This is a genomic window from Kitasatospora sp. NPDC091276 (assembly GCF_040684355.1).
In the GTDB taxonomy this organism is placed as follows: domain Bacteria; phylum Actinomycetota; class Actinomycetes; order Streptomycetales; family Streptomycetaceae; genus Kitasatospora.
The window spans coordinates 48,714-74,583 of sequence record NZ_JBFBFU010000009.1 but is presented as its reverse complement, the minus strand read 5'-3'; the positions used below and the strand labels follow the sequence as shown (position 1 = coordinate 74,583).

The following is a 25,870-nucleotide window of genomic DNA, read 5'->3' as shown; positions in this document are numbered from 1 at the left end:
CCCCTCGGGACGGGGGCGTCCGACCGAGTCGCTAAGGTACGTCAGACCTGTCGGAGCGACAGCACTCGGCCTCGGGGGACGAACTGATGAGCACACCGCCCGGCCCGTACGGGCCACCTCCGCCGTACGGGCCGCCCCCGCAGCCGGCCCCGCCGTACGGGCAGGTGCCGTACATCCCGTCGCAGCCCCAGCCCGCACCGCCCGGCTTCGGACCGCCGCAACCCGGACCGCCCCAGCCCGCACCGCCCGGCTTCGGACCGCCCCCGGCCTACGGCCAGCAGCCGCCCGGCTACGGCGCCCAACCGCCGTACGGCCAGCAGCCGCCCGCCGGCCCGTACGGCTACCCGCCGCCCGCCCCGGCCGACGAGGCGCCCGCCGCGAAGCGCGGCGTCAAGGCGAAGCTGCGGATCGTCGGCGTGGTCGGCGGCTGCCTCGCGCTGGCCGTCGGCTACTTCGTCAGCGGGCCGAGCGTCAGCAGCGCCAAACCCGGCGACTGCGTCCGAGTGAGCGGCACGCGCGACGTCGAGATCGTCAAGTGCACTGACACCAAAGCGAATTACCGGGTCCTTTCGACGTTCGGCGACACCACCGACGTGAACCGCTGCCGGCAGACACCGCAGACCACCAGTGCCGTCTCGGGCAAGAGCGGACGCCGCTGGAACAAGAAGCGGTACGTGCTCTGCCTCGGCCCGATGACCCCGGCCGGCGCCCCGCTGCCGGGGAAGGCCTGACCTCTCCACCACCACCGCATCCCCGGGGGATCTCTTGTCCGTTCCGCCGCCCCAGCTGCCGTACGGTGCCCCGTCGCCCGACGACGGCAACCCCTACGCCACCGGAAACCCCTACGGCCGGCCGACCCCGCCACCGCCGCCGGGCCCGCCGCCCGGCTACGGCTACCCGGCCGCCCCGCCACCGCCCGACCAGCCGTACGGCTACCCCCCGCCGCCCGCGCCCGGCTACGGGTACGGGTACGGATACCCGCCGCCGGCGCCGCAGGACGGTCCCGCCTGCCGCTTCTGCGGCGGCTTCCCGGCCGTGGACGCCACCGTCCGCGGCCACCAGGGCCTGGTCCTGGCGTACCGGATGCTGCGGATGCCGGGCCCGTTCTGCCGCACCTGCGGAACGGCGACGGTGCGCGACCTGTCCGCCCGCACCCTGGTCCAGGGCTGGTGGAGCCCGGCATCGGTGCTGCTGGCGCCGATCACCCTGCTGCTGAACCTCGCCGCCAACGGCAAGGTCAAGCGGCTGCCGCCGCCCGTCCCGGGCAGCCACGGCCCCCAGCTCGACCCCGGCGTCCCGCTGGGCCGGCGTCCGCACGCGCTGATGCTGCTGCTGCCGCTCTCGGTGGTCGTCACGCTCGTCCTGGCCGCCACCGGAGTGCTCGGCCCGAAGGACGACGGCCCGGCCGCGCCGATCGCGGTACCGACGGTGACGGTGCCCCCGGTGACCACCTTCTCGGCGCCGCCGCTGCCGACCCACGCGCCGCGGCCGTTCCCCTCGCCGACGTTCAGCATGCCGCCGGTGCCCACCATCACGCTGCCGCCGCCGACCGCCCCCAGCACCGCGGCCGACAGCATCGACCGGGCCAACCCCGGCGACTGCCTGCGCAACGAGAACGGCACCGGCGCGACCCACGACGCCAACCCGAAGATCACCATGCTGCCCTGCGGCGACTCCCGCGCCCAGTACAAGGTGGTCTTCAAGTACCTGGCCACGTCCGACGAGAAGGTCTGCGAGAAGCAGCCGAAGTCGGACAGCACCTACACCCGCACCTACTCCAACCTGCCGGCCCTCAACTACGTGCTCTGCCTGCAGAGCCTCCACGGCTGACCCGGCACGCCCGAGGGGTGGTCCCGGCGTCGGCCGGGACCACCCCTCGCAGCGTCGCTCAGCCCTGCTGCTCGGCCCACCAGGCCCGCAGCGCGGCCACCGCCTCGTCGTGCTCCAGCGGGCCGTGCTCCAGCCGGAGTTCGAGCATGTGCTTGTACGCCTTGCCGACCTGCGGGCCGGGCTTGAGCCCGAGCAGCTCCATGATCTGGTTGCCGTCCAGCGCCGGGCGGACGGCGTCCAGCTCCTCCTGGGCCTTCAGCTCGGTGATCCGCTGCTCCAGGCCGTCGTAGGTGCGCGACAGCGCCGCCGCCTTCTTGCGGTTGCGGGTGGTGCAGTCGGAGCGGGTGAGCTTGTGCAGGCGCTCCAGCAGCGGTCCGGCGTCGGTGACGTAGCGGCGCACCGCGGAGTCCGTCCACTCGCCGCCGCCGTAGCCGTGGAAGCGCAGGTGCAGTTCGACCAGGTGCGAGACGTCCTCGGTGAGCTCCTTGGAGTACTTGAGCTCGCGCATCCGCTTGCGGGTCATCTTGGCGCCGACCACCTCGTGGTGGTGGAAGGAGACCCGGCCGTCCGACTCGAAGCGGCGGGTGCGCGGCTTGCCGATGTCGTGCAGCAGCGCGGCCAGCCGCAGGGTGAGGTCCGGGCCGTCCTGCTCCAGGTCGACGGCCTGTTCCAGGACGGTCAGCGAGTGCTCGTAGACGTCCTTGTGCCGGTGGTGCTCGTCCCGCTCCAGCCGCAGTGCGGGCAGCTCGGGCAGCACGTGGTCGGCCAGGCCGGTGTCGACCAGCAGCCGCAGGCCCTTCACCGGGTGCTTGGCCAGCAGCAGCTTGTTCAGCTCGGCCTGGACGCGCTCGGCGGACACGATGGTGATCCGCTCGGCCATGGCGGTCATCGCGGCGACGACCTCGGGGGCCGGCTCGAAGTCGAGCTGGGCGGCGAAGCGGGCGGCGCGCATCATCCGCAGCGGGTCGTCGGAGAAGGACTCCTCGGGGGTCGCGGGGGTGCGCAGCACCCGGGCCTCCAGGTCCTCCAGGCCGTGGTGCGGGTCGATGAAGCCGCGGCCGGGCAGGTCGACGGCCATCGCGTTGACGGTGAAGTCCCGGCGGACCAGGTCCTGCTCGATGGTGTCGCCGTAGGTGACCTCGGGCTTGCGGGAGGTCCGGTCGTACGCCTCGGAGCGGTAGGTGGTGATCTCGATCAGGAAGGAGCCCTCGGGGGTGTCCTTGCGGGCGCCGACCGTGCCGAACGCGATGCCGACGTCCCAGACCGCGTCCGCCCAGCCCTTGACCAGCCTGAGCACCTGCTGCGGGCGGGCGTCGGTGGTGAAGTCCAGGTCGTTGCCGAGCCTGCCGAGCAGGGCGTCCCGCACCGAGCCGCCGACCAGGGCCAGCCGGTGGCCGGCCGCCTCGAACCGACGGGCGATCTCGTCGGCCACCGGCGACACCCGCAGCAGCTCTTGCAGCCCCAGGGTCTGGGCCTCGCTCAGGCCTGGGACGGCCTGGACGGCGGTGCTGGAACGGTCGAGGTGCGCGGTGGACTCATTGGCAGTGGACACGGCTCACAAGAGTACGTGGCCCGGCAGGTCAACCGCCCGCGCGTTTTGGGCGTCTCACCCCAAGGCCCGCAACACTGCACCACGGGCTGCATCGTTACCATGCCGGTGGACGAGTCTCGGGCACCGGACAGGGGATGCGGTGTCGCGTGCCGCCGAGGACGGCGGAGCTCCCGCGGCACCAGCGCGGCGAACAGCGTCAAGCGAAGAACGTCAAGCGAACAGCATCAGCAGCGAGCGATCGAGAACGGCGAGGGCGGAACGAGTGAGTGAGCCGGCACGGCACTCGGGCCTGGGGGCGGACCGACGGCCCGGAAGGACCGAACGCCCCGTCGAAGGGCACGGTACGGGGCGGCGCGCGGGGCGGGCGGCCCGCCGCCTCGCCGCCGTCTGCGGGGCCGCCCTGGCCCTGTTCTCGGCGGTCGCCCCGGCCGCGGCGCTACCCGCCGGGGGCGGCATCCGGCCGACCGCCGACAACGGCGTCTCGGCCGAGTACCCGGTGGAGATGACCATCGAGACGGTGGCACCGCAGGTGGCCAGCCCGAACGGCATCGTGAAGATCACCGGGCACGTCACCAACACCGGCAAGGCGGCGGTCAAGAACGCCCACGCGGCCGTCCGCAAGCCGCTGTCCAGCAAACCGCTGCAGCGGCGCAGCGACCTCTCCCTGGTGACCACCCGCAGCGGCCCGAGCAACTCCGACGGCGTGGAGCTGGACAGCCCGCAGTACGCCCTGCCGGAACTGGGCCCGGGCCAGAACCAGCCCTACACCCTGAGCGTCTCGGTGAGCGACCTCGGACTGTCCGACAGCGGCGTCTACGAGCTCGCGGTGGACGCCTGGGGCTCGACCGCCGACAACCAGCGCGACCGGCCGCTGGGCATCGCCCGGACCTTCCTGCCGTACAACCCGGGCGGCGCCGAGGCGCAGCCCAGCAAGGTCACCACGCTCTGGCCGCTGGTGCACGCGCCGGTGCTGGCCGCGCAGACCTACTCCGACAACGACCAGCCCGTCCCCGTCCTGCGCGACGACAGCCTGACCGCCGAGTTCTCCCCGGGCGGCCGGCTGTACGAGCTGGTGGACACCGGGGCCAAGATGACCGGGCTGACCTGGGTGGTCGACCCTGACCTGCTGGACACCGCGTTCGCGATGACCAAGCAGTACCGGGTGCAGAAGCCGGGCCAGGACGTCGTCGGCAAGCCGGCCAAGGACGACAACACCGTCCCCGGCACCGGCCAGGCCGCCGCCGCGGCCTGGCTGGACAAGCTGCGGACCGCCGTCGCCAAGCCGGGCGGCCAGGTGGTGTCGCTGCCCTACGCCGACCCGGACCTCGCCTCGATCGCGCACAACGGCGCCGACCTGACCGGGATGGGCACCGCCATGGGCAAGGCGGCCACCGCCGGCCGGCTCACCGTCGAGGGCCGGCTGTCCGTCGACACCCGCTCGGACGTGGCCTGGCCGTACCAGGGCTACCTGGACCAGCAGATCGCCGGCGTCGCCCAGCAGGCCGGCAACGGCCTGGTCCTGGTCAACGGCGCGAGCATGCCGGAGCCGGACGCGATGAACTACACCCCGACCGCGGTGCGCCCGATCGGCAACGGGCAGAACGCGGTGGTCGCCGACGAGACCGTCTCCTCGCTGTTCCAGACCGACCTCGCCTCCCCGCAGGCGCAGACCAGGGCGAACCAGCGCTTCCTCGCCGAGACCTACACGATCACCCACGAGCAGCCGCAGAACCAGCGAGGCCTGCTGGTGATGCCGCCGCGCGACCTGACCGCGAGCACCGCCAAGGTGCTGGCGGACGCCCTGCAGACGGCCTCCGACAACAAGTGGCTCGCCCCGGTCAAGCTGGACACCCTGGCCCAGGCCTCGCCCGACCCGAAGGCCAACACCACCGTCCCGGCGGCCGCCGACTACCCGGCCCAGGTCCGCGCCTCGGAGCTGTCCGCGGCCGAGCTGAGCAGCACCGACGAGATCCAGCAGAACCTGGACACGCTGATGCGGGTGCTCACCCTGCCCCAGCGGGTGCGCGGCCCGTTCAGCGCCGCGATGGTCCGCTCGCTGTCCACCGAGTGGCGCACCAACGCGGCGGCCGGCAGCACCTACCGCGCGGACGTCGCCAAGTACCTGGACGAACTGACCGGGGCCGTCCGGGTGCCGAAGAAGAACGTCGTCACCTTCGCCGGCAACACCGGTCTGCTCCAGGTCAGCGTCCGCAACGACCTCACCCAGACCGTCACCAACCTCAAGCTGGTGCTCACCTCGACCCAGCCGAACCGGCTGCGGGTGGGCAAGGAGGAGGAACTGGTCATCCCCGCCTCCCAGAGCGTCACCCTCCGGTTCAACGCCGAGGCGCACAACAACGGCCCGGTCAACATGACCGCCCAGCTCTGGACCACCGGCCCCAACCCGCAGAAGTACGGCGAACCGCAGCAGTTCAGGGTGGACGTCACCTCGGTGACCAACGGCGTGCTGTACGTCTTCGCGGCCGCCGCCGCCCTGCTGCTGCTGGCCGCGCTGCGCTTCGTGCGCCAGCGCAAGCGGCGGGCCGGGCAGCCGCACGCCGACGGCGACCAGCCGGTCGACGGCCCGGCGGCGGGCGGCGCACCGGCCCCGGCGGCGGACGGGGCCCGGGACGGGGCGCAGGACGCGGGCGGGGACGCGAGCGGGGAGAAGCCCGACGGCGAGGCCGGGGGCGGTGCCGGCGAACCCGCCGGGAACGGCCCCGGCGACGGCCCCGAAGACGGCTCCGACGGCGGATCCGCCGAGGCCGGCCCCGCGCAGACACCGCGCGGCAGCAACGCGGATGGCCGGGATCGGACCGCCAGTGATGAGAAGGTTGGTCCTTGATACCGCCGACCCCCCGCAACGCCGGGCCGGCCTCCCCCACGACAGCGAAGAGGTGACATGACCGGGCGCAGCGAGGAGCGGCCGCCGGGCCGCGGTGAGAACCGGCCGGGCGCCGAGTCGCCGTCCGGCGACTGGTACGTGGCCGACACCTACGCCCAGGACCCGTACGCGGCCGACGCGTACGGGAACCCGCAGGCCGGCCAGGACCCGTACGGTCTGCGGGCCGACCGGCCCGCGGCGCCTCAGCCGCCGGCCACCGCGTACGACGTGCCGCCGCAGCTGCCGCCGCAGGGCGGCGGCTACCCGACGCCGGTGCCGCCGGCGCAGTACTCGGCGCCGACGCCGTTCGCGGCCCCGGTGCCGCCCGTGCAGCCCGGCTGGGACACCCCGGTGCAGGCCGCCTGGCAGGAGGCCCCGGCTCCGGCCGGCGGCGGCCAGTGGGGCGGCCCTGAGCAGCCCCGGCCGCAGTGGGAGCCGGGCCCGGCGCACTCGACCTGGGACAGCGAGACCACCGAGTACGTCGGGGTGGACGCGCTGTTCGGCGGCCACCAGGCGCAGGCCGCGGCCCAGCCGCCGGTGCCCCCGCCCGCCCCGGCGCACCCGACGGCACCGCCGGTCGCGCCCCCGCCCCCCGCCGCCGCCGTGCCGCCGGTCGCCCCCGCGCCGTACCCGCCGATGGGCGGCTACCAGGGGCAGCAGCAGTACGCCGGCCCGGACGGGCACCGCCCCTTCGTCCCCCCGATCGAGTTCGACCCGCCGCTCTCCGAGGACGAGGCCACCATGCAGGTGGCCGCCGTGGCGGTGCCGCCGGCGGTGGAGCCGCTGGCGGACCTCGTCGCCGAGGAGCGCGCCGCACAGCTGGCGCCCGCGGCCGAGCCCGCCCCGGCGGCCGGCGGCGGCAAGGTCGCGAGCCTGCTGAACTCCAGCGCGATCATGGCGGCGGGCACGCTGGTCTCCCGCGGCACCGGCTTCGTCCGGACCATGGTGATCACCGCGGCCATCGGCGTCGCCGTCATGGGCGACTCGTACAACGCCGCGTACACCCTGCCGACCCTGCTGTACATCCTGATCGGCGGCGGCGCGCTGAACGCCGTCTTCGTGCCGCAGCTGGTGCGCAGCATGAAGAACGACGAGGACGGCGGCACCGCGTACGCCAGCCGGCTGCTCACCCTGGTGATGGTCGGGCTCGGCGGCGTGGTGTTCCTCGCGGTGCTCGGGGCACCGCTGCTGGTGCAGCTGATCTCGCACCCGATGATGGAGAACGCGGAGCGCGCCGAGACCACGGTCGCGCTGGCCCGGTACTGCCTGCCGACCATCTTCTTCATGGGCGTCCACGTGGTGATGGGGCAGATCCTCAACGCCCGCGGCAGGTTCGGCGCGATGATGTGGACCCCGGTCCTCAACAACATCGTGGTGATCTTCACCTTCGGCGCCTACATCTGGGTGTACGGCGGCTACAGCGGCACGCACGTGACCCCCGAGGGCATCTCGCCCGAGGGCGTCCGGCTGCTCGGCCTCGGCACCCTGCTCGGCCTGGTCGTCCAGTCGCTGGCGATGATCCCGTACCTGCGGTCGGCCGGCTTCCGCTACCGGCCGCGCTTCGACTGGCGAGGCCACGGCCTGGGCAAGGCCGCCCGGCTGGCCAAGTGGACCTTCCTCTTCGTGCTCGCCAACCAGGCCGGCTTCCTGGTCATCACCCAGCTGGCCACCGCCGCCGGCAGCGCCGCCGAGAAGGGCGGCCACGAGGGCGTCGGCCTCGCGGCGTTCTCCAACGCCCTGCTGATCTGGCAGCTCCCGCAGGCCGTGATCACCGTCTCGATCATGAGCGCGGTGCTCCCCCGGCTCTCCCGGGCGGCGGCCGACGAGGACGCCGGAGCCGTCCGCGACGACCTGTCGTACGGGCTGCGCACCAGCGCGGTGGCGGTCGTCCCGGGCGCCTTCCTGTTCCTGTCGCTCGGCCCGGCGATCGCCCGCTCGATCTACGGGATCGGCGGCGGTGACCGGGCCCTGGACAACGCGACCAACGTCGGTCTGATGCTGTCGGCCTTCGCGCTCGGGCTGATCCCGTACTCGGCCCAGTACGTGATGCTGCGCGGCTTCTACGCCTACGAGGACACCCGGACGCCGTTCTCCAACACCGTCTGGGTCGCCGTCTGCCAGGCCGGGTTCTCGGTGCTCTGCTGGTTCACGCTGCCCGCCCAGTGGGCCGTGATCGGGATGTCCTTCGGCTATGGTCTGGCCTACGCCGTCGGGGTGGCGGTCGCACTGCCGAAGCTGAAGAAGAAGATCGGCGGGCTGGACAGCAAGCGGATCGGCAAGACCTACAGCCGGCTGGCCACCGCCGGCGTGCCGTCCGCGCTGGTCGGCCTCGGCGTCAGCCTGGCGGTCCAGCAGGTGCTCGACGGCTGGATGGGCAGCGTGCTGTCCCTCGTCGCGGGCGGCGGCCTCCAGCTGGCCGTGTTCGTGCTGATCGCGAAGCGCCTGCGGATCGAGGAGCTCAACGCCATGCTCGGCATGGTGCGCGGCCGGCTGGGCCGCTGATCCACCACACCGACCGACCGGACGAGCGGGCGCCCTGACCGGGTGTCAACGGGAGCCACCGGCTCCTCCGCCCGTCCGGCCGGGTGCCGGGCCGCCGCCCGCGCCCGGCTCCGCCCGGGCCGCGAGATGGCGGCCCGGTGTCGGATCTGCACCACATCTCTCCACCAGCACGCAACCGAGCGCGCCCCTCAGCGGTCGTACTCGGTGGAGAAGAGTGGGCACAATTGTCCTGGAGCACGTGGCCGCCAACCCGCGGGCTCCAGCGACTCTCTCAAGCCGGGGCGACACAAGGGGAGGCAGGACCACGGTGGCTGATGGCACCAAGGCGGTCGTCGACACGTCAGCAGCTGACGCGGCGGCGGACGAGGCCGCACTGGCCGCGGCGATCGACGAGCTCACGGCGGGGAAGGCCGCCCCGGCGGGCGCCGCCGACACCTCCTCCAAGGACCCGGCCGAGGACGCGCCCGAGGACCGGGGCGCCGCCCCGGACACCCCGGTGGCCGCCGACGCGGGCACCGACGCCTCCGACGCCGGCCAGGACACCCCCCTCGGCGAGGAGACCTCGGAGATCACCGCTCCGCTCTCGGCCCACGAGATCGCCGCCGAGCTGGCCGCGGGCACCGCCCGGCGCAAGCCCGCCGCCCCGGAGCCCGCGGCCGCCAAGCGCCGCCCCACCGACCCGCAGCCCACCGTCGACCCGCGCGACACCGCCACCCTGCCCCGCACCCTCCCCGCCCCGCTGCGGCACAGCGGCGACATGATCGGCCACCGGTACCGGCTGGAGGAGTGCATCTCCCAGACCGAGACCTTCAGCAGCTGGCGCGCGGTCGACGAGAAGCTGCGCCGGGCCGTCGGCGTCCACCTGATGGCCTCCGGCCACCAGCGCGCCCGCAAGGTGCTCGCCGCCGCGAAGTCCGCCGCCCTGCTCGGCGACCCGCGCTTCGTCCAGGTCCTGGACGCCGTCCAGGAGGGCGAGCTGGTCTACGTCGTGCGGGAGTGGCTGCCGCACGCCTCCGACCTCGCCAAGCTGCTCGCCGACGGCCCGATGGAGCCGCACGAGGCGTACCAGATGGTCCGCCAGGTGACCGACGCGGTCGCCGCCGCCCACCGGCGCGGCCAGGCCCACCTGCGGCTCACCCCGCGCTGCGTGCTGCGCACCGACAGCGGCCAGTACCGGATCAACGGCATCGCGGTGGACGCCGCCCTGCGCGGGCTGCCCGACGAGGACGGCACCGACGGCTCCGAGCGCACCGACACCCGCGCGATCGGCGCCCTGCTGTTCGCCGCGCTCACCCACCGCTGGCCCTACCCGGAGGACCGCTACGACCTCCAGGGCCTGCCCAAGGGCCTCCAGAACGCCGCGCCGGACCAGGTCCGCGCGGGCGTCCACAAGGGCCTGTCCGAGCTGGCCGCGCGGGCCCTGTTCGACCACCCGCCGCACCACGCCGAGCCGATCACCACCCCGGAGGAGCTGACCCGGGCGATCGCGCGGATGCCCCGGATCCGCCAGCCCGAACCGGAGCTGCCCGCCTTCCCTGCCCCGCCCCGGCACAACACCCACGCGCTGCCGACCGCGCCCAACCCGACCCGGGTGGCCGACCCGGCCGTCGCCCCGCTGCCCGCCTCGTCCCGGCCGACCTCGAACCGGCGCACCCGGCGGCGGCTGCGCCGAGTCGTCAAGGCGACGGCCTGGACGGTCGCCCTGGGCGCCATCGGCGTCGCCTCCTGGCAGTTCGTGGACAACCTGCGCAACACCGGACCGGGCACCCCCCCGCGGGCCTCGGCCACCAGCGACGCACCGACCCCGCAGGCCAGCACCCACAACCCGACGCCGATCGCGCCCAGGGCCGCCCTCTCGTACAACCCGAAGGGCGACTCGGCGGAATCCGCCTGGGCCCTCCCCAAGGCCATCGACGGCGACCCCAGCACGAGCTGGCCGACCTTCGGCTACGACGACCAGTTCGTCCCGGGCGGCTACAAGGAGGGCACCGGTCTGCTGATCGACCTCGGCTCGCCGCACGCCGTCAGCTCGGTGAACGTCCAGTTCGTCGGCACCACCACGGCCGAGCTGCGGATCCCGAACGGCCAGGCGGCGGACAACCCGCAGAAGGCGCCGCTGACCTCCTTCACGACCGTGGGGAAGAAGAGCGGCAGCAGCGTCGACTTCGCCCTCAACGCCCCGACGAACACCCGCTTCCTCTTGATCTGGCTGACCAGCCTGCCGAAGGATACGGATGGCAAGTTCCGCGGGCAGGTCGCCGAGGTCAAGGTCTCCGGCTGACCGGAGGTCCGGCCTGCGGAACGACGGCGAGGGGGGCGAGGGGTGACGGTGGCGGAGGACGACGCGGCGCTGCTCGCCCGGCACGTCGCCGGCGACCCGGACGCCTTCGGCCTCCTGGTGAACCGCCACCGCGACCGGCTCTGGGCGGTCGCCCTGCGCACCCTGGGCGACCGCGAGGAGGCCGCCGACGCCCTCCAGGACGCCCTGGTCTCCGCCTTCCGCGCCGCCCCCGGCTTCCAGGGCCGCTCGGCGGTCACCACCTGGCTGCACCGGATCGTGGTCAACGCCTGTCTGGACCGCGCCCGGCGCAGCGCCACCCGCCGCACCACCCCGCTCGACGAGGACCCGCGGCGCCTGGACACCCTGGTCGGCGCCGCGGAACCGGCCGACTCCCCGGTGGTCCGGGCCGAGGTGCAGCGCGAGCTGGCCGCCGCGCTCGCCGAGCTGCCCGCCGAGCAGCGGGCCGCGCTGGTCCTGGTCGACATGCAGGGCTACCCCGTCGCCGAGGCCGCCGAGCTGCTGGGCGTCCCGGTGGGCACGGTGAAGAGCCGCTGCGCCCGGGGCCGGGCCCGGCTGCTCCCGCTGGTCCGCCACCTGCGCGAGAGCGGCGGCGGAACGGATGTTTCACGTGAAACACCGAACGCCCCCGGCGCGGCCCCGCCACCTCGGCGGAACGCGCCGGGGAACCCGACGGGCACCGGCACCGTCACAGGGACAGGCCCGAACACCGGTCGGACGGTTCTGGAAGGAGACGCGAGCACGCGATGACGGCCCACCTCTCCTCCCCCGGCCCCGCCGGTCCCGCCGAGGACCACCCCTCCGTCGACGAGCTCGCCGACCTCGCCGAGGGGCTGATCGAGTCCGCCGACGCCGCCCGGACGCTGCGTCGGCACCTGGACGGCTGCGCCGAGTGCCGCGAGAGCGCCGACGCGCTCGGCGAGGTCCAGGCACTGCTCGGCGCCGTCGAAGCCCCGCCGATGCCCGCCGACGTCGCCGCCCGGCTGGATGCCGCCCTCGCCGCGGCCGCCGCCTCCGCAGCGGCGGAGGAGGCCGAGAAGGCCCCCCTCGCAGCCTCCCGGGCCGCCGCCCCTGCCCCGGCCGCCCGGGCCGCCGCGGCGCCCGCCGCACCCCCTTCCCGGCCCGCCGCTCCCACCGGCCCGGGCCGCCCCCGCCCCCGGCGGCGGCGCGCCGGCCTGCTGCTCGGCGCGACCGCCGCCCTGGCCGCGATCGCCCTCGGCGCAGCCCTGCTGCTGCACCCGGCCGGCCAGGACGACCAGCACCCGGCCCTGTCCGCCGGCGCCCCGGCCTCCGCCTCCCTCGGCACCGGCGCGAGCCCCGGCACGGCACAGAGCTCCCGCGCCGACCACGCCGCGGGAGCCGGCCCGACCTACCAGGACGATCAGCTCGCCACCCAGATCCAGCAGCTGCTGGCCCGGTCGGGCACCGCCCCCGGGCTACGCCCGACCGGGCCCGCCAAGCCCTCCGCCGCGATGCCCGCCGACGGCCGCCAGGAGCTCACCGCCCAGGCCTCCCCGCCGTCGTCCCCGCCGTCCTGCCCGGCCCCCGCCGAGGGCGTGCCGCTGGCCACCGACCACGGCAGCTACGCGGGCGCCCCGGTCGAGGTCCTGGTCTACCCGGCGCCCGGCCGGCCCGGGTTCGCGGACGTCTACCTGCGCTCCCCCGGCTGCGGCCCGGTCGTGCTGCAACGCACCGTCCCCACCCGTTGACGTCCCGGGGATCGGAGGTCCCGGGGATCGGGGCTCCGTTCCCATGCGATCGACGAGCGGGGCGCCGCGCCGCTCCCACAGTGCGACCGCCTGGTACTGATCCGCCTGGGAATGCGAGACACTGGTCAGTCGTTGTCCCGGGCGGCGGAGCAGAACCGCCCTCCCCGCACCTAGCGCGGGTCGCGATGCGAACCAGGAGATGCAGTGAGCGACGTCCGTAACGTGATCATCATCGGTTCCGGCCCGGCCGGCTACACGGCCGCGCTCTACACGGCGCGGGCCTCCCTCAAGCCGCTGGTGTTCGAGGGGGCCGTCACCGCCGGCGGCGCCCTGATGAACACCACCGAGGTCGAGAACTTCCCGGGCTTCCGGGACGGCATCATGGGCCCCGAGCTGATGGACAACATGCGGGCGCAGGCCGAGCGCTTCGGTGCCGAGCTGATCCCGGACGACATCGTCTCGGTCGACCTCACCGGTGACATCAAGACCGTCACCGACTCCGAGGGCAACGTGCACCGGGCGCGCGCCGTGATCGTCACCACCGGCTCCCAGCACCGCAAGCTCGGCCTGCCGAACGAGGACAAGCTCTCCGGTCGCGGTGTCTCCTGGTGCGCCACCTGCGACGGCTTCTTCTTCCGCGACCAGGACATCGCGGTGGTCGGCGGCGGCGACACCGCCCTGGAGGAGGCGACCTTCCTCTCCCGCTTCGCCAAGAGCGTCACGATCATCCACCGCCGGGACAGCCTGCGCGCCTCCAAGGCGATGCAGGAGCGCGCCTTCGCCGACGAGAAGATCCGCTTCGAGTGGGACAGCGCGGTCGAGGCCATCCACGGCGACCCGAAGCTGAGCGGCGTCACCCTGCGCGACACCACCACCGGCGAGACCCGCGAGCTGGCCGTCACCGGCCTGTTCATCGCGATCGGCCACGACCCGCGCACCGACCTGTTCAAGGGCCAGCTGGACCTCGACGCGGAGGGCTACCTCAAGGTCGAGGCGCCCTCGACCCGGACCAACATCCCGGGCGTGTTCGGCGCCGGCGACGTCGTGGACCACACCTACCGCCAGGCCATCACGGCCTCCGGCACCGGCTGCTCCGCCGCGCTGGACGCCGAGCGCTACCTCGCCGCCCTGGACGACCTGGAGGCCAAGGCCACCGCCGCCGTGGCGGTCTGACCCCCTCGCCACCGACCGACCCCCGCGGGGGTGTGACACCCGTTTCACGTGAAACACCCCCGCCCCGGCCAGGGCGAAACAGAACGGGCCCGCCCGTTGTTCACCTGGCAGCAGCCCCCCTCCGTCCGAACCCGAGGAGTTCCCGTGGCCGGCGCCACCACCACCGTCACCGACGCGACGTTCAAGGCCGACGTCCTGGACAGCGACAAGCCCGTGCTCGTCGACTTCTGGGCCACCTGGTGCGGCCCGTGCCGCCAGGTCGCCCCGATCCTGGACGAGATCGCGTCCGAGCACGGCGACAAGCTGACCATCGCCAAGCTGGACGTGGACGCCAACCAGGCGACCGCCGCCCAGTACGGCGTCATCTCGATCCCGACCCTGATCCTCTACAAGGGCGGCGAGCCGGTGAAGTCCATCACCGGTGCCCGTCCGAAGGCCGCGCTGCTGCGCGAGCTGGACGGCTTCATCTAGGTCGACCGTACGGCGGCGGGGCTCCCCACACCGGGGAGCCCCGCCGCCGTCGTTTCCACCCGCCTCAGAACGGCCGCAGCGCCGGCTCCTTGCGCGCCCCGCCGAGCAGCCGCTCCAGCGCCACCTCCACATCGCCCCGCCAGGACAGCGTGGTGCGCGCCTCCAGCCGCAGTCGCGGGTAACGGTGATGCGAGCGGACGGTCTTGAAGCCGACCGCGAGCAGGTGGTCGGCCGGCAGCACGCAGCTGACCGGCTCAGGACCGGCCGAGCCGAAGGCCTCGATCGCCCGCACCCCGCGCCCGAGCAGGTCCTTGGCCACGGTCTGCACCAGCACCCGGCCGAGCCCCTGCCGCTGGTAGCCCGGAACCACCCGGCTGACCATCAGCTGGACGGCGTCCGGCGAGACCGGACTGGTCGGGAAGGACTGCGACCGGGGGACGTAGGCGGGCGGCGCGTACAGCACGAAGCCGGCCGGCTGGTCGTCCACGTAGACGATCCGGCCGCAGGACCCCCACTCCAGCAGCACCGCGGAGATCCACCCCTCCTTCTCCAGCTCCGGCTTCCCGGACTCCACCGCCGCCTTCCCGCTGACCGGGTCCAGCTCCCAGAACACGCAGGAGCGGCAGGTCGTCGGCAGATCGGCGAGGTTGTCCAGGGTCAGCGGAGCGATCCGGCGTCCCATGCCCCGCACCTCCTCCTCCACTTCACGGTCGAGCATGCCCCCACAGACGCCGACGGGTGCATGTTTCACGTGAAACAGTGCTCACGCGGAACATGCACCCATCGGGTGTCGTCCCCGGCCCGGCTCAGCCCTGCGACAGCCGCAGACCGTCCTCGCCCGGGGCCAGGCTGTCCAGGATCCGGTTCAGGTCCTCCACCGAACCGAACTCCAGCACCACCTTGCCCTTGCCCAGCTTGCCGCCGCGCTGCGACACCTCGACCTTGACCCGGGTGTCGAAGCGGTCCGACAGCCGGCTCGCCAGATCGTTGAAGGCCGGGGAGATCAGCTTGCCCGCCTTCGGCGCCTGGCGCTTCGGCTTCCGGTCCTCCTCCTCGGCCATCAGCGCGACGATCTCCTCGGTGGTCCGCACCGAGAGGCCCTCCGCGACGATCCGCTTGGCCAGCAGCTCCCGCCGCTCGTCGTCCGGCACCCCGAGCAGCGCCCGGGCGTGGCCGGCGGTCAGCACCCCGGCGGCGACCCGGCTCTGCACGGTGGGCGAGAGCTTCAGCAGCCGCAGCGTGTTGGAGACGTGCGAACGCGAGCGGCCGATCCGGTCGGCCAGCTCGTCGTGGGTGCAGGAGAAGTCCCGCAGCAACTGGTCGTAGGCGGCCGCCTCCTCCAACGGGTTCAGCTCGGCCCGGTGCAGGTTCTCCAGCAGGGCGTCCAGCAGCAGCTTGTCGTCCTCGGTGGCGCGGACGATCGCCGGGATCTGCTTCAGCCCGGCCTCCTTGGAGGCGCGCCAGCGGCGCTCGCCCATGATCAGCTCGAAGCGATCGGGCGCGACCTGGCGCACCACGATCGGCTGGAGCAGACCGACCTCCTTGATCGAGACGACCAGCTCGGCCAGCTTGTCGTCGTCGAAGACCTCACGCGGCTGACGCGGGTTGGACGTGATCGCGTCCAGCGGCAGCTCCGCGAAGAAGGCACCGGCCGCCGGCGCCGGCTGCGCCTGCTCGGCCCGCTTCTCCGCGGCCGCCCGGGCCGCCACCGTGCCGCGGCCGGTCGGCAGCGTCGGTACCGAGGTCGGGGACGTCGCACCGGTCGCCCCCACCGGGGCCGGTGCGGGCGCGGCCCCGCCGTCCACCGGCACGGCGGGGCGGATCAGCGCCTCCAGCCCTCGTCCCAAACCCCTGCGACCGCTCACCGATGACCCTCCGTCGTACCGTGCTGTGCCACCGGGGCTCCGTGCCCCGTACCGCTGCCGTGCCGCTGCTGCCCCAGGAGCGGGCCGCCGCCCGTCCCCGCCGCGCGCAGCCCGAGCTCGCGGGCGGCCTCCAGGTAGGAGAGCGCCCCGGTCGAGCCCGGGTCGTAGGTGAGGACCGTCTGGCCGTAGCTGGGCGCCTCCGAGATGCGCACCGAGCGCGGGATCGCGGTGCTCAGCACCTCCTGCGGGAAGTGCGTCCGGACCTCCTCGGCGACCTGGGCGGCCAGCCTGGTCCGGGCGTCGTACATGGTGAGCAGGATGGTCGAGACGTGCAGCGCGGGGTTGAGGTGCGCGCGCACCAGTTCGACGTTGCGCAGGAGCTGGCCCAGGCCCTCCAGCGCGTAGTACTCGCACTGGATCGGGATCAGCACCTCCCGCCCGGCCACCAGGGCGTTGACCGTCAGCAGGCCCAGCGAGGGCGGACAGTCGATCAGGACGTAGTCCAGCGGCTGCTCGTAGGCGGCGATGGCGCGCTGGAGCCGGCTCTCCCGGGCCACCAGCGACACCAGCTCGATCTCGGCGCCGGCCAGGTCGATGGTCGCGGGGACGCAGAACAGCCCCTCGACGTCCACCACCGGCTGCACCACGTCGGCGAGCGGCTTGCCCTCGACCAGGACGTCGTAGACGGAGGGCACCTCGGCGTGGTGGTCGATGCCGAGGGCGGTGGAGGCGTTGCCCTGCGGGTCGAGGTCGACGACCAGGACGCGCAGTCCGTGCATGGCGAGCGAGGCGGCCAGGTTGACGGTGGTGGTGGTCTTGCCGACCCCGCCCTTCTGGTTGGCGACCACGATCACCCGGGTGGCGCCGGGGCGGGGAAGACCCTCACCCGCTCGGCCGATCGCCTGAACCGCAGCCTGGGCAGCCCTCGCGATGGGCGTGTCATCGATCTGGTCGATGGTCTCCGAGTCCTGCATGAGGGTCAGTGTTTCACGTGAAACCGGAGCGGCAACAGTCGCCGCCCGGCTGCGGCCGAGGATTCCCGAGAGCAAGGAGCGACGTTTCACGTGAAACACCATGCCCGCTATGTCGGAAATCTGACGTTGCGACACACCGGTGTCCTCCCGTCGACCGGCCGTCACCCCGACGGCCACCGGAACGCCGACGGGCGGGCGGCTCCCCCCTCAGGAGGAACCACCCGCCCGTCGTCGAGCCTGTCCGGCGTCACCCGCCTCAGCGGCTGCGGCGCCGCCCGCCCCGGCTGCGCTCGCCGGTCCGGGCGCCCGCGTTCCGTCCGGCCCGGGCCGCCTTCGCCCGCCGGGTCGCGGCCTTCACCCCGCCGGGGCTCTCCCCCGCCTTGACCTGGACCACCCGGGTCGAGGTCTCCAGGGTGCCCTCGCCGACCGAGATCACGCTCCACTCGACCGCGCCCAGCTTGGTCAGCCCGGCCCGCGAGTCGGCCAGCTCCTGCTCGGCGCTGTCGCCCTTGAGCGCCAGCATCTGCCCGTGCGGACGGAGCAGCGGCATCCCCCAGCCGGCCAGCCGGTCCAGCGGCGCCACCGCCCGGGCGGTCACCACGTCCACCGCGAGCTTGCCGACCATCTCCTCGGCGCGGCCGCGCAGCACCGTGACGTTCTCCAGCCCCAGCTCCCGGACGACCTCCTCCAGGAAGGTGGTCCGCCGCAGCAGCGGCTCCAGCAGTGTCACCGAGACGTCCGGACGGGCCAGCGCCACCGGGATGCCCGGCAGGCCGGCGCCGGAGCCGACGTCGCACAGGGTGGAGCCGGCCGGCAGCAGCTCGGCGAGCACCGCGCAGTTGAGGACGTGCCGGTCCCAGAGCCGGGGCACCTCGCGCGGCCCGATCAGCCCGCGCCGCACGCCCGCGGTGGCCAGCAGCTCGGTGTAGCGGACCGCGGCGTCGAAACGATCACCGAAGACCTCCCGGGCGACGGCCGGGGCCTCGGCCAGCTCGGGCACCTCGGTCGCCTCGACCGCCTCGGCGGCCGGCCCCGCAGCGGCCGGATTCACGTCGTCCGCCCCCGGCCGGCCAGCGGCCGCGTTCTCCGTGTCCATCTCGACCTCTCCGATCCCCGGATCCACCGACCCGCTCTCCGCACAGTTTCACGTGAAACATCTCGCGCCGGGCCCACGCCCCGCGAAGGGACGACGACCCCGCCCGCACGAGGCGGACGGGGTCGCGTCCGGTGAAGCCCACCGGCCGCCTCGGCGGCCGGTCGTCGTACCGCCGGCCTCAGACCGGCAGCACGACCACGCACCGCTCGGGCTCCTCGCCCTCCGACTCGCTGCGCAGACCGGCGGCCGCGACCGCGTCGTGGACGACCTTGCGCTCGAAGGGCGTCATCGGCCGCAGCTTGACCTGCTCGCCGCTGCTCTTCGCCTGCTCGGCGGCCTCGGCACCGAGCGCGGCCAGCTCGGAGCGCTTGCGGGCCCGGAAGCCGGCAATGTCCAGCATGAGGCGGCTGCGTTCCCCGGTCTCCCGGTGGACAGCCAACCGGGTCAGCTCCTGCAGCGCCTCCAGCACCTCGCCGTCCTGGCCGACCAGGCGCTGCAGCGCGCGGTCGTTGCCCTCACCGACGATGGAGACCAGGGCGCGGTCGCCCTCGACGTCCATGTCGATGTCACCGTCGAGGTCGGCGATGTCGAGCAGACCCTCCAGGTAGTCCGCCGCGATGTCGCCCTCCTGCTCCAGTCGGGCGATGACGATCTCGTCGGTGCTGGCGGCGGCCTCGGCCTCGACGGCGGAGGTGGTGCCTTCCGTCACTGATGGACTCCTTCGGAGATGGGCCCAGATTGGTGGGCCGGGAACGAAGCTCTGCGCGCTGTCACAACGGGTCCAGGGCCGGTCAGGACTTCTTCTTCGGCCGCTGGCCGCCACGCTTGGGCTGCTGCCGAGCGGTGCCCGGCTTGGCCGCGCCGGGCTTGGCCGGGCCCTGCTGGGCGGCCGCCGGCTTGGCACCGGAGTCGGCCGGGACGGTGTCGGCGGGCTCCTCGGCCGGGGCCTCGGTGTCCTTGGTCAGGTCGGCGGTCTGCTGACCGGCACCGCTCTGCTGGCGCTGCGCCTTGGTCTGCTTGCGGGGCTGCTGGCGGCGTGCCTGCGCCGACTCCTCGACCACGGCGGCCGCCGCCGAGGCGGCGTCGAGGGTCGACTTGGACGGGGGCAGCAGGCCCCAGAGCGCGCCCTTGATCTCCGAACCGTCCGGGTTCAGCCGGCCGGCCTTCTTCAGGCGGACCTGCCGCTCGTCCCACGCCTTGCTGCCCGGGGTCGGGTTGTTGTGGATGACGATCAGCTGCTGGCCCATCGACCAGACGTTGGTGGTCAGCCAGTAGACCAGGACACCGACGGGGAAGTTGATGCCCATCACGGCGAACATCACCGGGAAGACGTACATCAGCATCTTCTGCTGCTGCATGAACGGCGTCTTGACCGTGAGGTCGACGTTCTTGGTCATCAGCTGGCGCTGGGTGATGAACTGCGACAGCGACATCATGATGATCATCACCGCGGTGACGATCTTGACGCTGGTCTCGTGGCTGCTGACGAAGGTCGCGGAGAGCGGGGCACCGAAGATGTGCGCCTTGCCGGCGCTCAGCAGCAGGTCGCCGTGGATGACGCCGATCGGCTCGCTCTTGGCGACCTTGGCGAGCACGCCGTAGAGGGCGGTGAAGAACGGCGCCTGCACGATGATGGGAAGGCAGCTGGAGAACGGGTTGGTACCCGCCTCCTTGTACAGCTTCATCATCTCTTCGGACTGGCGCTGCTTGTCGTTCTTGTAGCGCTCCTGGATGGCCTTCATCTTCGGCTGGATCGCCTGCATGGCCCGGGTCGCCTTGATCTGCTTCACGAAGAGCGGGATCAGGCAGATCCGGATGACGACCACCATCGAGGCGATGGCCAGACCCCAGGCCCAGCCACCGTCCGGGTCGAAGATGTTGCTGTACAGCGAGTGGAACTGGACGATGATCCAGGACACCGCTGTGTACAGGGGATTCAGGAAGGAGAAGGTCACCGGTCAGGCTCCTTGGACATGTGGATTGGCCCCTCGGGGCCAATGGTCGCCGGGCCCTCGGGGTCCGGACCGGCGGGGGTCGTGGTCACCGGCTGTCCGGTGGCGGACCGGCTGCTCAGCCAGTCTCGCAGCCGCCGGTGCCACACCGGATGCTTACGCGGCGGAACGTGATCGACCCCGCCGGGCGTCCACGGATTGCAGCGCAGGATGCGCCACACGGTCAGTCCGCCGCCCTTGACCGCCCCGTGCACCTTCACGGCCTCGTAGCCGTAGTGCGAGCAGGAGGGGTAGTAGCGGCAGACCGGACCGAGCAGTGGGCTGATGGTCCACTGGTAGACCCTGATCAGACCCATCAGCAGGAACTTCATCGTCCTGCTCCCGTCGGCGCCGTCGTGGCGGACTCCACCTTCAGCAACCGTTTCAGCGCCGCGTCCAGGTCACGTTCGAGGTCCTGGTACGAGGCGGTCGCGGCCTGGGGCAGCGCACGCACCACTATCAGGCTACCGGCGGGCAGCCTGGACAGACGATCACGAACGAGGTGCCGCAACCGGCGCTTGACCAGGTTGCGAACGACCGCCGGGCCGACGGCCTTGCTCACGACGAAACCCGCACGCGCCGAAGGAGTCCCCTCGGCGACGTGCGGGCGGGAGTCGCTGGTCCGGTCGGTCTGCCCCTTGGGGTCGCCTTCTCTGCTGAGATGGACGACCAGAAGGGGCCGGCCGGCCCGGCGACCGCGTTTCACCGCGGTCGCGAAGTCCTGGCGCCGCCGCAGCCGATTCTCGGAGGGCAGCACAACAGACTCTGTCGTGGATCAGGCGGACAGGCTGGTGCGGCCCTTGCCACGGCGGGCAGCCAGGATGGCGCGGCCGGCGCGGGTACGCATACGCAGCCGGAAGCCGTGGGTCTTCGCGCGACGACGGTTGTTCGGCTGGAAGGTGCGCTTGCTCACTCGGGGGCTCCTGAGGTGAATCGTAGGATGACGGGGGATCGCTTGGCCGTCACCGTGCGTCCGCGTGATCTCCCCTGATTCGGAAATCCGACCCATCGCCCCAGTTCGGCTGGGGTTCAGGGCAATCCACGGCGCCCGTGCTGCGCGCCTTATGGAGCGGGTGGACCCGCGGACATGCGGCAGCGGCCATCGACAACTCGACCTGGTTACGGTACGCGGGACGGGGCACGAGGGTCAAACCAGCTTTTTCGAGCGGCCCCCCGGAGGGCGCCCGGAGTCCCCTTCGCCCACAGCCTGTGGACAACGACTTGATCCGGCTCTGTTCGCTGACTACCGTTGCAGGACTTGTCTGGTTTGTTCTTCGAGTTCTTCCTCGTGGGGTCGGTCCGCCGGAGACGGACCCGCCGATCCACAGTCTCCTGATCCACCACCCCCTGCTGGAGCCGCGGGGAACCGAGAAAGCGTGCACCAGTGGCTGATGTCAACAGCGACCTCGTCCCGGTCTGGGCGAGAGTCGTCGAGCGGCTGGTCAGCGACCCGGACGTCGGGGAGATGGACAAGCAGTGGGTGCAGCGCACCCAGCCGATGTGGATGATGCACGACACCGCCCTGCTGGCGACCCCCAACGAGCGGGCCAAGCAGGTGCTGGAGGGCCGGCTGCTGCCGCAGCTCACCGAGGCCCTCAGCCGCGAGCTCAGCCGTCCGGTGCGGATCGCCGTGATGGTCGACGCCAACGCCGTCCCGACCACCCCCGCACCCGCCGCCCAGGCCCCGGCCGAGCCGTACCCCGGCCCGACCGGGGAGGATGCCGGCGGCTACGGCGGCCAGGACTACCAGCAGCCGTACGAGCAGGACTACGACCGGCCCCGCTACGACACCGGCGGCTACGAGCAGCGCCCCGCGCCGTACGGCGGCCCGGCGGCCGGCCCGGCCTGGCCCGGCTACCCCGAGCAGGGCGGCTACCCGGAGCAGGGCGGCGGCTACCCCGACCAGAACGGGTACCAGGAGCAGGGCGGCTACCCCGAGCAGGGCGGCGGCTACCAGGAGCAGCCCCCCGGCTACCGCGACGCCGACGAGCCGTCCCGGCCGGCGCCGCGCCCGATGCCCGGCCCGCCCGCGACCACCCAGGGCGACCTGTTCGGCGGCGCCTACGGCCCCGGCCCGAACGAGCAGCCCCGCGCCGGCGCCGGCCGCCGCGCCCCCGGCTCACGCCCGGCCGGCGGCCGTCCCGCGGACAAGAACGCGCCGGAGCGCGCCACCGAACGCCCGGCCGTCCCCGGCGTGCCCGCCCCGCCCGGCGCCCCGCCGGCCGGCGGCTCCCGCAAGGACGAGCCGGCCGCCCGGCTGAACCCCAAGTACCTCTTCGACACCTTCGTCATCGGCGCCAGCAACCGCTTCGCGCACGCGGCGGCGGTGGCGGTCGCCGAGGCCCCGGCCAAGGCGTACAACCCGCTCTTCATCTACGGCGAGTCCGGGCTGGGCAAGACCCACCTGCTGCACGCCATCGGGCACTACTCGCGCAGCCTCTTCCCGGGCACCCGGGTGCGCTACGTGTCCTCGGAGGAGTTCACCAACGAGTTCATCAACTCGATCCGGGACGGCAAGGCGGACACCTTCCGCCGGCGCTACCGGGACATGGACATCCTGCTCGTGGACGACATCCAGTTCCTCGCGAGCAAGGAGTCCACGCAGGAGGAGTTCTTCCACACCTTCAACACCCTGCACAACGCGAACAAGCAGATCGTCCTCTCCTCGGACCGGCCGCCCAAGCTGCTGACCACGCTGGAGGACCGGCTGCGCAACCGCTTCGAGTGGGGCCTGATCACCGACGTCACCCCGCCGGAGCTGGAGACCCGGATCGCGATCCTGCGCAAGAAGGCGATCCAGGAGCAACTCAACGCCCCGGCCGACGTGTTGGAGTTCATCGCGTCCCGGATCACCCGCAACATCCGGGAGTTGGAGGGCGCCCTGATCCGGGTCACCGCCTTCGCCAACCTCAACCGGGCGCCGGTGGACCTGGAGTTGGCCGGGATCGTCCTCAAGGACCTGATCCCGGGCGGGGACGAGGACGCCGGGCCGGAGATCACCGCGCAGGTCATCATGCAGCAGACCGCCGCGTACTTCGGGCTGGGTGTGGACGACCTCTGCGGATCCTCGCGCAGCCGCGTCCTGGTGACGGCCCGTCAGATCGCCATGTACCTCTGCCGGGAGCTGACCGACCTCTCGCTGCCGAAGATCGGCGCGCAGTTCGGCGGCCGCGACCACACCACGGTGATGCACGCGGACCGCAAGATCCGCTCGCTGATGGCCGAGCGCCGGTCGATCTACAACCAGGTCACCGAGCTGACCAACCGCATCAAGAGCTAGCCGCAGGGCCGGTGGCGGGGCCGGGGCCGGGTCCGGCGCCGAGGTGGCCGGAAAGGGCGTCAGGAGCGATCCTGACGCCCTTTTCTCATGTCCGCAGGTGTGCCTCGGGCGCCGGCTGGGCAGAGATGCCGTCGACGGACGTTGCGCCAGTCCACAGCCCGCGCCGAACATCTGACCGGTGATTCGAAAACCGGGGCCGCGCAGGGCAGTTGTCCACAGGGTGGGCGCCTTCCCCGTAGTCCACAGGCCGGGGCGTCCGAAGTTATCCAGAATCCGTCCACAGGCGTGTCGCCGCTACGCTCTTCCGCGCAGGTCAGGTGCCTGTGGACTTGTGCACAACCGTTATCCACAGGGTGTGGACAATTGAGGGGCCGCCAATGGGCCATCCGGGTTGTCCACCGGTTGTCCCCAGGGGAGGGGCGGTTATCCCCAGGTTGTCCACAGCATGATCCACAGTTCGACAAGCGTGGGGCGGCGTTCATGCCCTGGTGTGAAAGGCGTCACGTAAAGTTGACCGGCGCCCGTGGATAACCGGGCCCGGATCTGGGGACAGCCCTGGGGATAACCTGTGGATACCCAGCGTGCCCTGTGGGTAACGCTCCGCTGTCCACAGCACCGCGTGTTCGTCCACAGCCGCCGTCCACACCCGCTGTGGACAAAAAAGTGGGTCTGACCTGGGGAAACGGGGTTATCCACGGTTTCCACAGGCCCTACTACTACCACTACACATTTAGACCCATCGACTCGCTTGAAAGTGGGTGGGCCCCGAATCTGTGGACAACCGCGCCCCGACATCTGTTCGGCTTGCTTCCGCCCGTCTGCCCCGTCTGTCGGCGGAGTACGTCAGACTGTCCTCGGCGACTGGAAGCGGAGTGGCACAGCTCGGTGGACAGCCCGACCGACGATCAAGATCAGACGAACCAGAGTGCGAGCGGGAGCGCTCGATCCAGGAGGCGGTTACCGGTGAAGTTCCGGGTGGAGCGTGACGTCCTCGCGGAGGCGGTGGCCTGGGCTGCCCGCAGCCTCCCGGCACGGCCGCCGGTGCCGGTGCTGGCCGGCCTGCTGCTGACGGCACAGGACGGCAGCCTGGCACTGTCCGGCTTCGACTACGAGGTCTCGGCCCGGGTCGAGCTGGAGGCCGACATCGAGGAGGCCGGCACCGTCCTGGTCTCCGGTCGGCTGCTGAACGACATCTCGCGCAACCTGCCGAACCGGCCGGTGGAGATCTCCACCGACGGCCAGCGGGTCAGCGTGGTCTGCGGCAGTTCCCGATTCACCCTCCCCACCCTCCCGGTGGACGAGTACCCGGCGCTGCCCCAGATGCCGACCGCCACGGGCACCGTCTCGGGCGACGTGTTCGCCTCCGCGGTCAGCCAGGCCGCGGTGGCCGCCGGCCGCGACGACACCCTCCCGGTGCTCACCGGTGTCCGGGTCGAGATCGAGGGCGACCGGATCACCCTGGCCGCCACCGACCGCTACCGCTTCGCGGTCCGCGACCTGCTGTGGAAGCCCGAGCAGTCGGACATCTCGGCCGTCGCCCTGGTGCCCGCCAAGACGCTGCAGGACATCGCCAAGTCCCTGGGCAGCGGCGACAACGTCTCGATCGCGCTCTCCTCGGGCGGCGCGGGCGAGGGCCTGATCGGCTTCGAGGGCGCCGGCCGCCGGACGACCACGCGGCTGCTGGAGGGCGAGTTCCCCAAGTTCCGCAGCCTGTTCCCGACGGAGTTCAGCGCCGTCGCCGCGATCCAGACCCAGCCCTTCCTGGAGGCGCTCAAGCGCGTCTCGCTGGTCGCCGAGCGCAACACCCCGGTCCGGCTCAGCTTCGAGCAGGGCGTGCTGACCCTGGAGGCGGGCTCGGGCGACGACGCCCAGGCCACCGAGCGGATCGACGCCGACCTGGAGGGCGACGACATTTCGATCGCCTTCAACCCGGGCTACCTGGAGGAGGGCCTCAAGGCCATCGACTCCGCCTACGCCCAGCTGAGCTTCACCACGCCGACCAAGCCCGCGCTGCTCAGCGGCAAGGCCTCGGTGGACGCCGAGGAGGACAAGGCGTACCAGTACCTGATCATGCCGGTCCGCCTCTCCGGCTGACCTCGCGGCCGCTGCCCGCAGGCCGTCACCCACAGGCTGTGCACACCGGCTGTGCACAGCCTGTGGGCGTCCTCCCCCGGTCGGCCCGACCACAGGGAGCCGCCACCGCCGCAGCGCGTAGGCTCGGGGCGTGCGGCAACGGCGCCGCCG

The 25,870-nt window shown here is 72.8% G+C and carries 21 protein-coding genes; 11 read left to right on the top strand and 10 right to left on the bottom strand.

What is annotated here, in order from left to right:
• Positions 1–86: 86 nt before the first annotated feature.
• Together AB0O19_RS13545 and AB0O19_RS13540 are read left to right on the top strand one after the other, a co-directional pair.
• A complete protein-coding gene (locus AB0O19_RS13545; protein WP_363619408.1) occupies positions 87–731 on the top strand; it encodes a hypothetical protein in 645 nt (214 codons plus the stop codon).
• Between the two features lie 34 nt (positions 732–765).
• Positions 766–1,830: a hypothetical protein gene (locus AB0O19_RS13540; RefSeq protein ID WP_363619407.1), complete on the top strand. Its 1,065-nt coding sequence runs from the start codon at positions 766–768 to the stop codon at positions 1,828–1,830.
• A gap of 58 nt (positions 1,831–1,888) precedes the next feature.
• Here AB0O19_RS13540 and AB0O19_RS13535 read toward each other — a convergent pair whose 3' ends face one another.
• Positions 1,889–3,313, bottom strand: a complete 1,425-nt coding sequence (locus tag AB0O19_RS13535; protein ID WP_363579933.1) for a CCA tRNA nucleotidyltransferase — start codon at positions 3,311–3,313, stop codon at positions 1,889–1,891.
• A gap of 331 nt (positions 3,314–3,644) precedes the next feature.
• Between AB0O19_RS13535 and AB0O19_RS13530 the strand changes: the two genes are divergently transcribed.
• From AB0O19_RS13530 to trxA, 7 genes are all read left to right on the top strand, one after another.
• Positions 3,645–6,227: a DUF6049 family protein gene (locus AB0O19_RS13530; RefSeq protein ID WP_363619406.1), complete on the top strand. Its 2,583-nt coding sequence runs from the start codon at positions 3,645–3,647 to the stop codon at positions 6,225–6,227.
• Between the two features lie 57 nt (positions 6,228–6,284).
• Positions 6,285–8,768, top strand: a complete 2,484-nt coding sequence (gene murJ / locus AB0O19_RS13525; RefSeq protein ID WP_363619405.1) for a murein biosynthesis integral membrane protein MurJ — start codon at positions 6,285–6,287, stop codon at positions 8,766–8,768.
• Between the two features lie 307 nt (positions 8,769–9,075).
• A complete protein-coding gene (locus AB0O19_RS13520; protein WP_363619404.1) occupies positions 9,076–11,049 on the top strand; it encodes a serine/threonine protein kinase in 1,974 nt (657 codons plus the stop codon).
• A 48-nt stretch (positions 11,050–11,097) separates the two neighbouring features.
• Positions 11,098–11,817 (top strand): RNA polymerase sigma factor SigM, encoded by a 720-nt coding sequence (sigM, locus tag AB0O19_RS13515; RefSeq protein ID WP_363619403.1) that lies wholly within the window; start codon positions 11,098–11,100, stop codon positions 11,815–11,817.
• A complete protein-coding gene (locus AB0O19_RS13510) occupies positions 11,814–12,776 on the top strand; it encodes a hypothetical protein (protein WP_363619402.1) in 963 nt (320 codons plus the stop codon). Before sigM ends, AB0O19_RS13510 begins: the two co-directional genes overlap by 4 nt.
• Positions 12,777–12,980: 204 nt before the next feature.
• On the top strand, positions 12,981–13,949 hold the full coding sequence (gene trxB / locus AB0O19_RS13505) for a thioredoxin-disulfide reductase (RefSeq protein WP_363619401.1): 969 nt from the start codon (positions 12,981–12,983) through the stop codon (positions 13,947–13,949).
• A gap of 144 nt (positions 13,950–14,093) precedes the next feature.
• Complete coding sequence (gene trxA, locus AB0O19_RS13500; protein WP_363579871.1) at positions 14,094–14,420, top strand: thioredoxin; 327 nt, start codon at positions 14,094–14,096, stop codon at positions 14,418–14,420.
• 64 nt (positions 14,421–14,484) lie between these two features.
• Here the strand turns inward: trxA and AB0O19_RS13495 are convergent, their stop codons facing one another.
• From AB0O19_RS13495 to rpmH, 9 genes are all read right to left on the bottom strand, one after another.
• On the bottom strand, positions 14,485–15,102 hold the full coding sequence (locus AB0O19_RS13495; RefSeq protein ID WP_350876727.1) for a GNAT family N-acetyltransferase: 618 nt from the start codon (positions 15,100–15,102) through the stop codon (positions 14,485–14,487).
• A gap of 124 nt (positions 15,103–15,226) precedes the next feature.
• Entirely contained in the window at positions 15,227–16,285 is a 1,059-nt protein-coding gene (locus AB0O19_RS13490; protein WP_363579872.1) for a ParB/RepB/Spo0J family partition protein, read from the bottom strand.
• Positions 16,282–17,232 (bottom strand): ParA family protein, encoded by a 951-nt coding sequence (locus tag AB0O19_RS13485; protein ID WP_350876943.1) that lies wholly within the window; start codon positions 17,230–17,232, stop codon positions 16,282–16,284. The genes AB0O19_RS13490 and AB0O19_RS13485 overlap by 4 nt, the downstream gene beginning before the upstream one ends.
• A 283-nt stretch (positions 17,233–17,515) precedes the next feature.
• Entirely contained in the window at positions 17,516–18,355 is an 840-nt protein-coding gene (gene rsmG, locus AB0O19_RS13480) for a 16S rRNA (guanine(527)-N(7))-methyltransferase RsmG (protein ID WP_363579873.1), read from the bottom strand.
• Between the two features lie 178 nt (positions 18,356–18,533).
• Positions 18,534–19,064, bottom strand: a complete 531-nt coding sequence (locus AB0O19_RS13475) for a R3H domain-containing nucleic acid-binding protein (protein ID WP_363579874.1) — start codon at positions 19,062–19,064, stop codon at positions 18,534–18,536.
• Positions 19,065–19,146: 82 nt separating this feature from the next.
• A complete protein-coding gene (yidC, locus tag AB0O19_RS13470; RefSeq protein WP_363579875.1) occupies positions 19,147–20,310 on the bottom strand; it encodes a membrane protein insertase YidC in 1,164 nt (387 codons plus the stop codon).
• Positions 20,307–20,678 (bottom strand): membrane protein insertion efficiency factor YidD, encoded by a 372-nt coding sequence (gene yidD / locus AB0O19_RS13465; protein ID WP_063348465.1) that lies wholly within the window; start codon positions 20,676–20,678, stop codon positions 20,307–20,309. Before yidD ends, yidC begins: the two co-directional genes overlap by 4 nt.
• Positions 20,675–21,103: a ribonuclease P protein component gene (rnpA, locus tag AB0O19_RS13460; protein WP_350876735.1), complete on the bottom strand. Its 429-nt coding sequence runs from the start codon at positions 21,101–21,103 to the stop codon at positions 20,675–20,677. The genes yidD and rnpA overlap by 4 nt, the downstream gene beginning before the upstream one ends.
• Positions 21,104–21,121: 18 nt before the next feature.
• Positions 21,122–21,259: a 50S ribosomal protein L34 gene (gene rpmH / locus AB0O19_RS13455; protein WP_030392420.1), complete on the bottom strand. Its 138-nt coding sequence runs from the start codon at positions 21,257–21,259 to the stop codon at positions 21,122–21,124.
• 471 nt (positions 21,260–21,730) lie between these two features.
• Here rpmH and dnaA point away from each other — a divergent pair, with 471 nt between their 5' ends.
• Together dnaA and dnaN are read left to right on the top strand one after the other, a co-directional pair.
• Positions 21,731–23,626 carry a chromosomal replication initiator protein DnaA gene (dnaA, locus tag AB0O19_RS13450; protein WP_363619400.1) on the top strand — a complete coding sequence of 632 codons (1,896 nt, stop codon included), beginning with the start codon at positions 21,731–21,733 and terminating at the stop codon, positions 23,624–23,626.
• A 963-nt stretch (positions 23,627–24,589) separates the two neighbouring features.
• Positions 24,590–25,720, top strand: coding sequence for a DNA polymerase III subunit beta (gene dnaN, locus AB0O19_RS13445; RefSeq protein ID WP_363579877.1), 1,131 nt, complete (start codon positions 24,590–24,592; stop codon positions 25,718–25,720).
• Positions 25,721–25,870 lie beyond the last annotated feature (150 nt).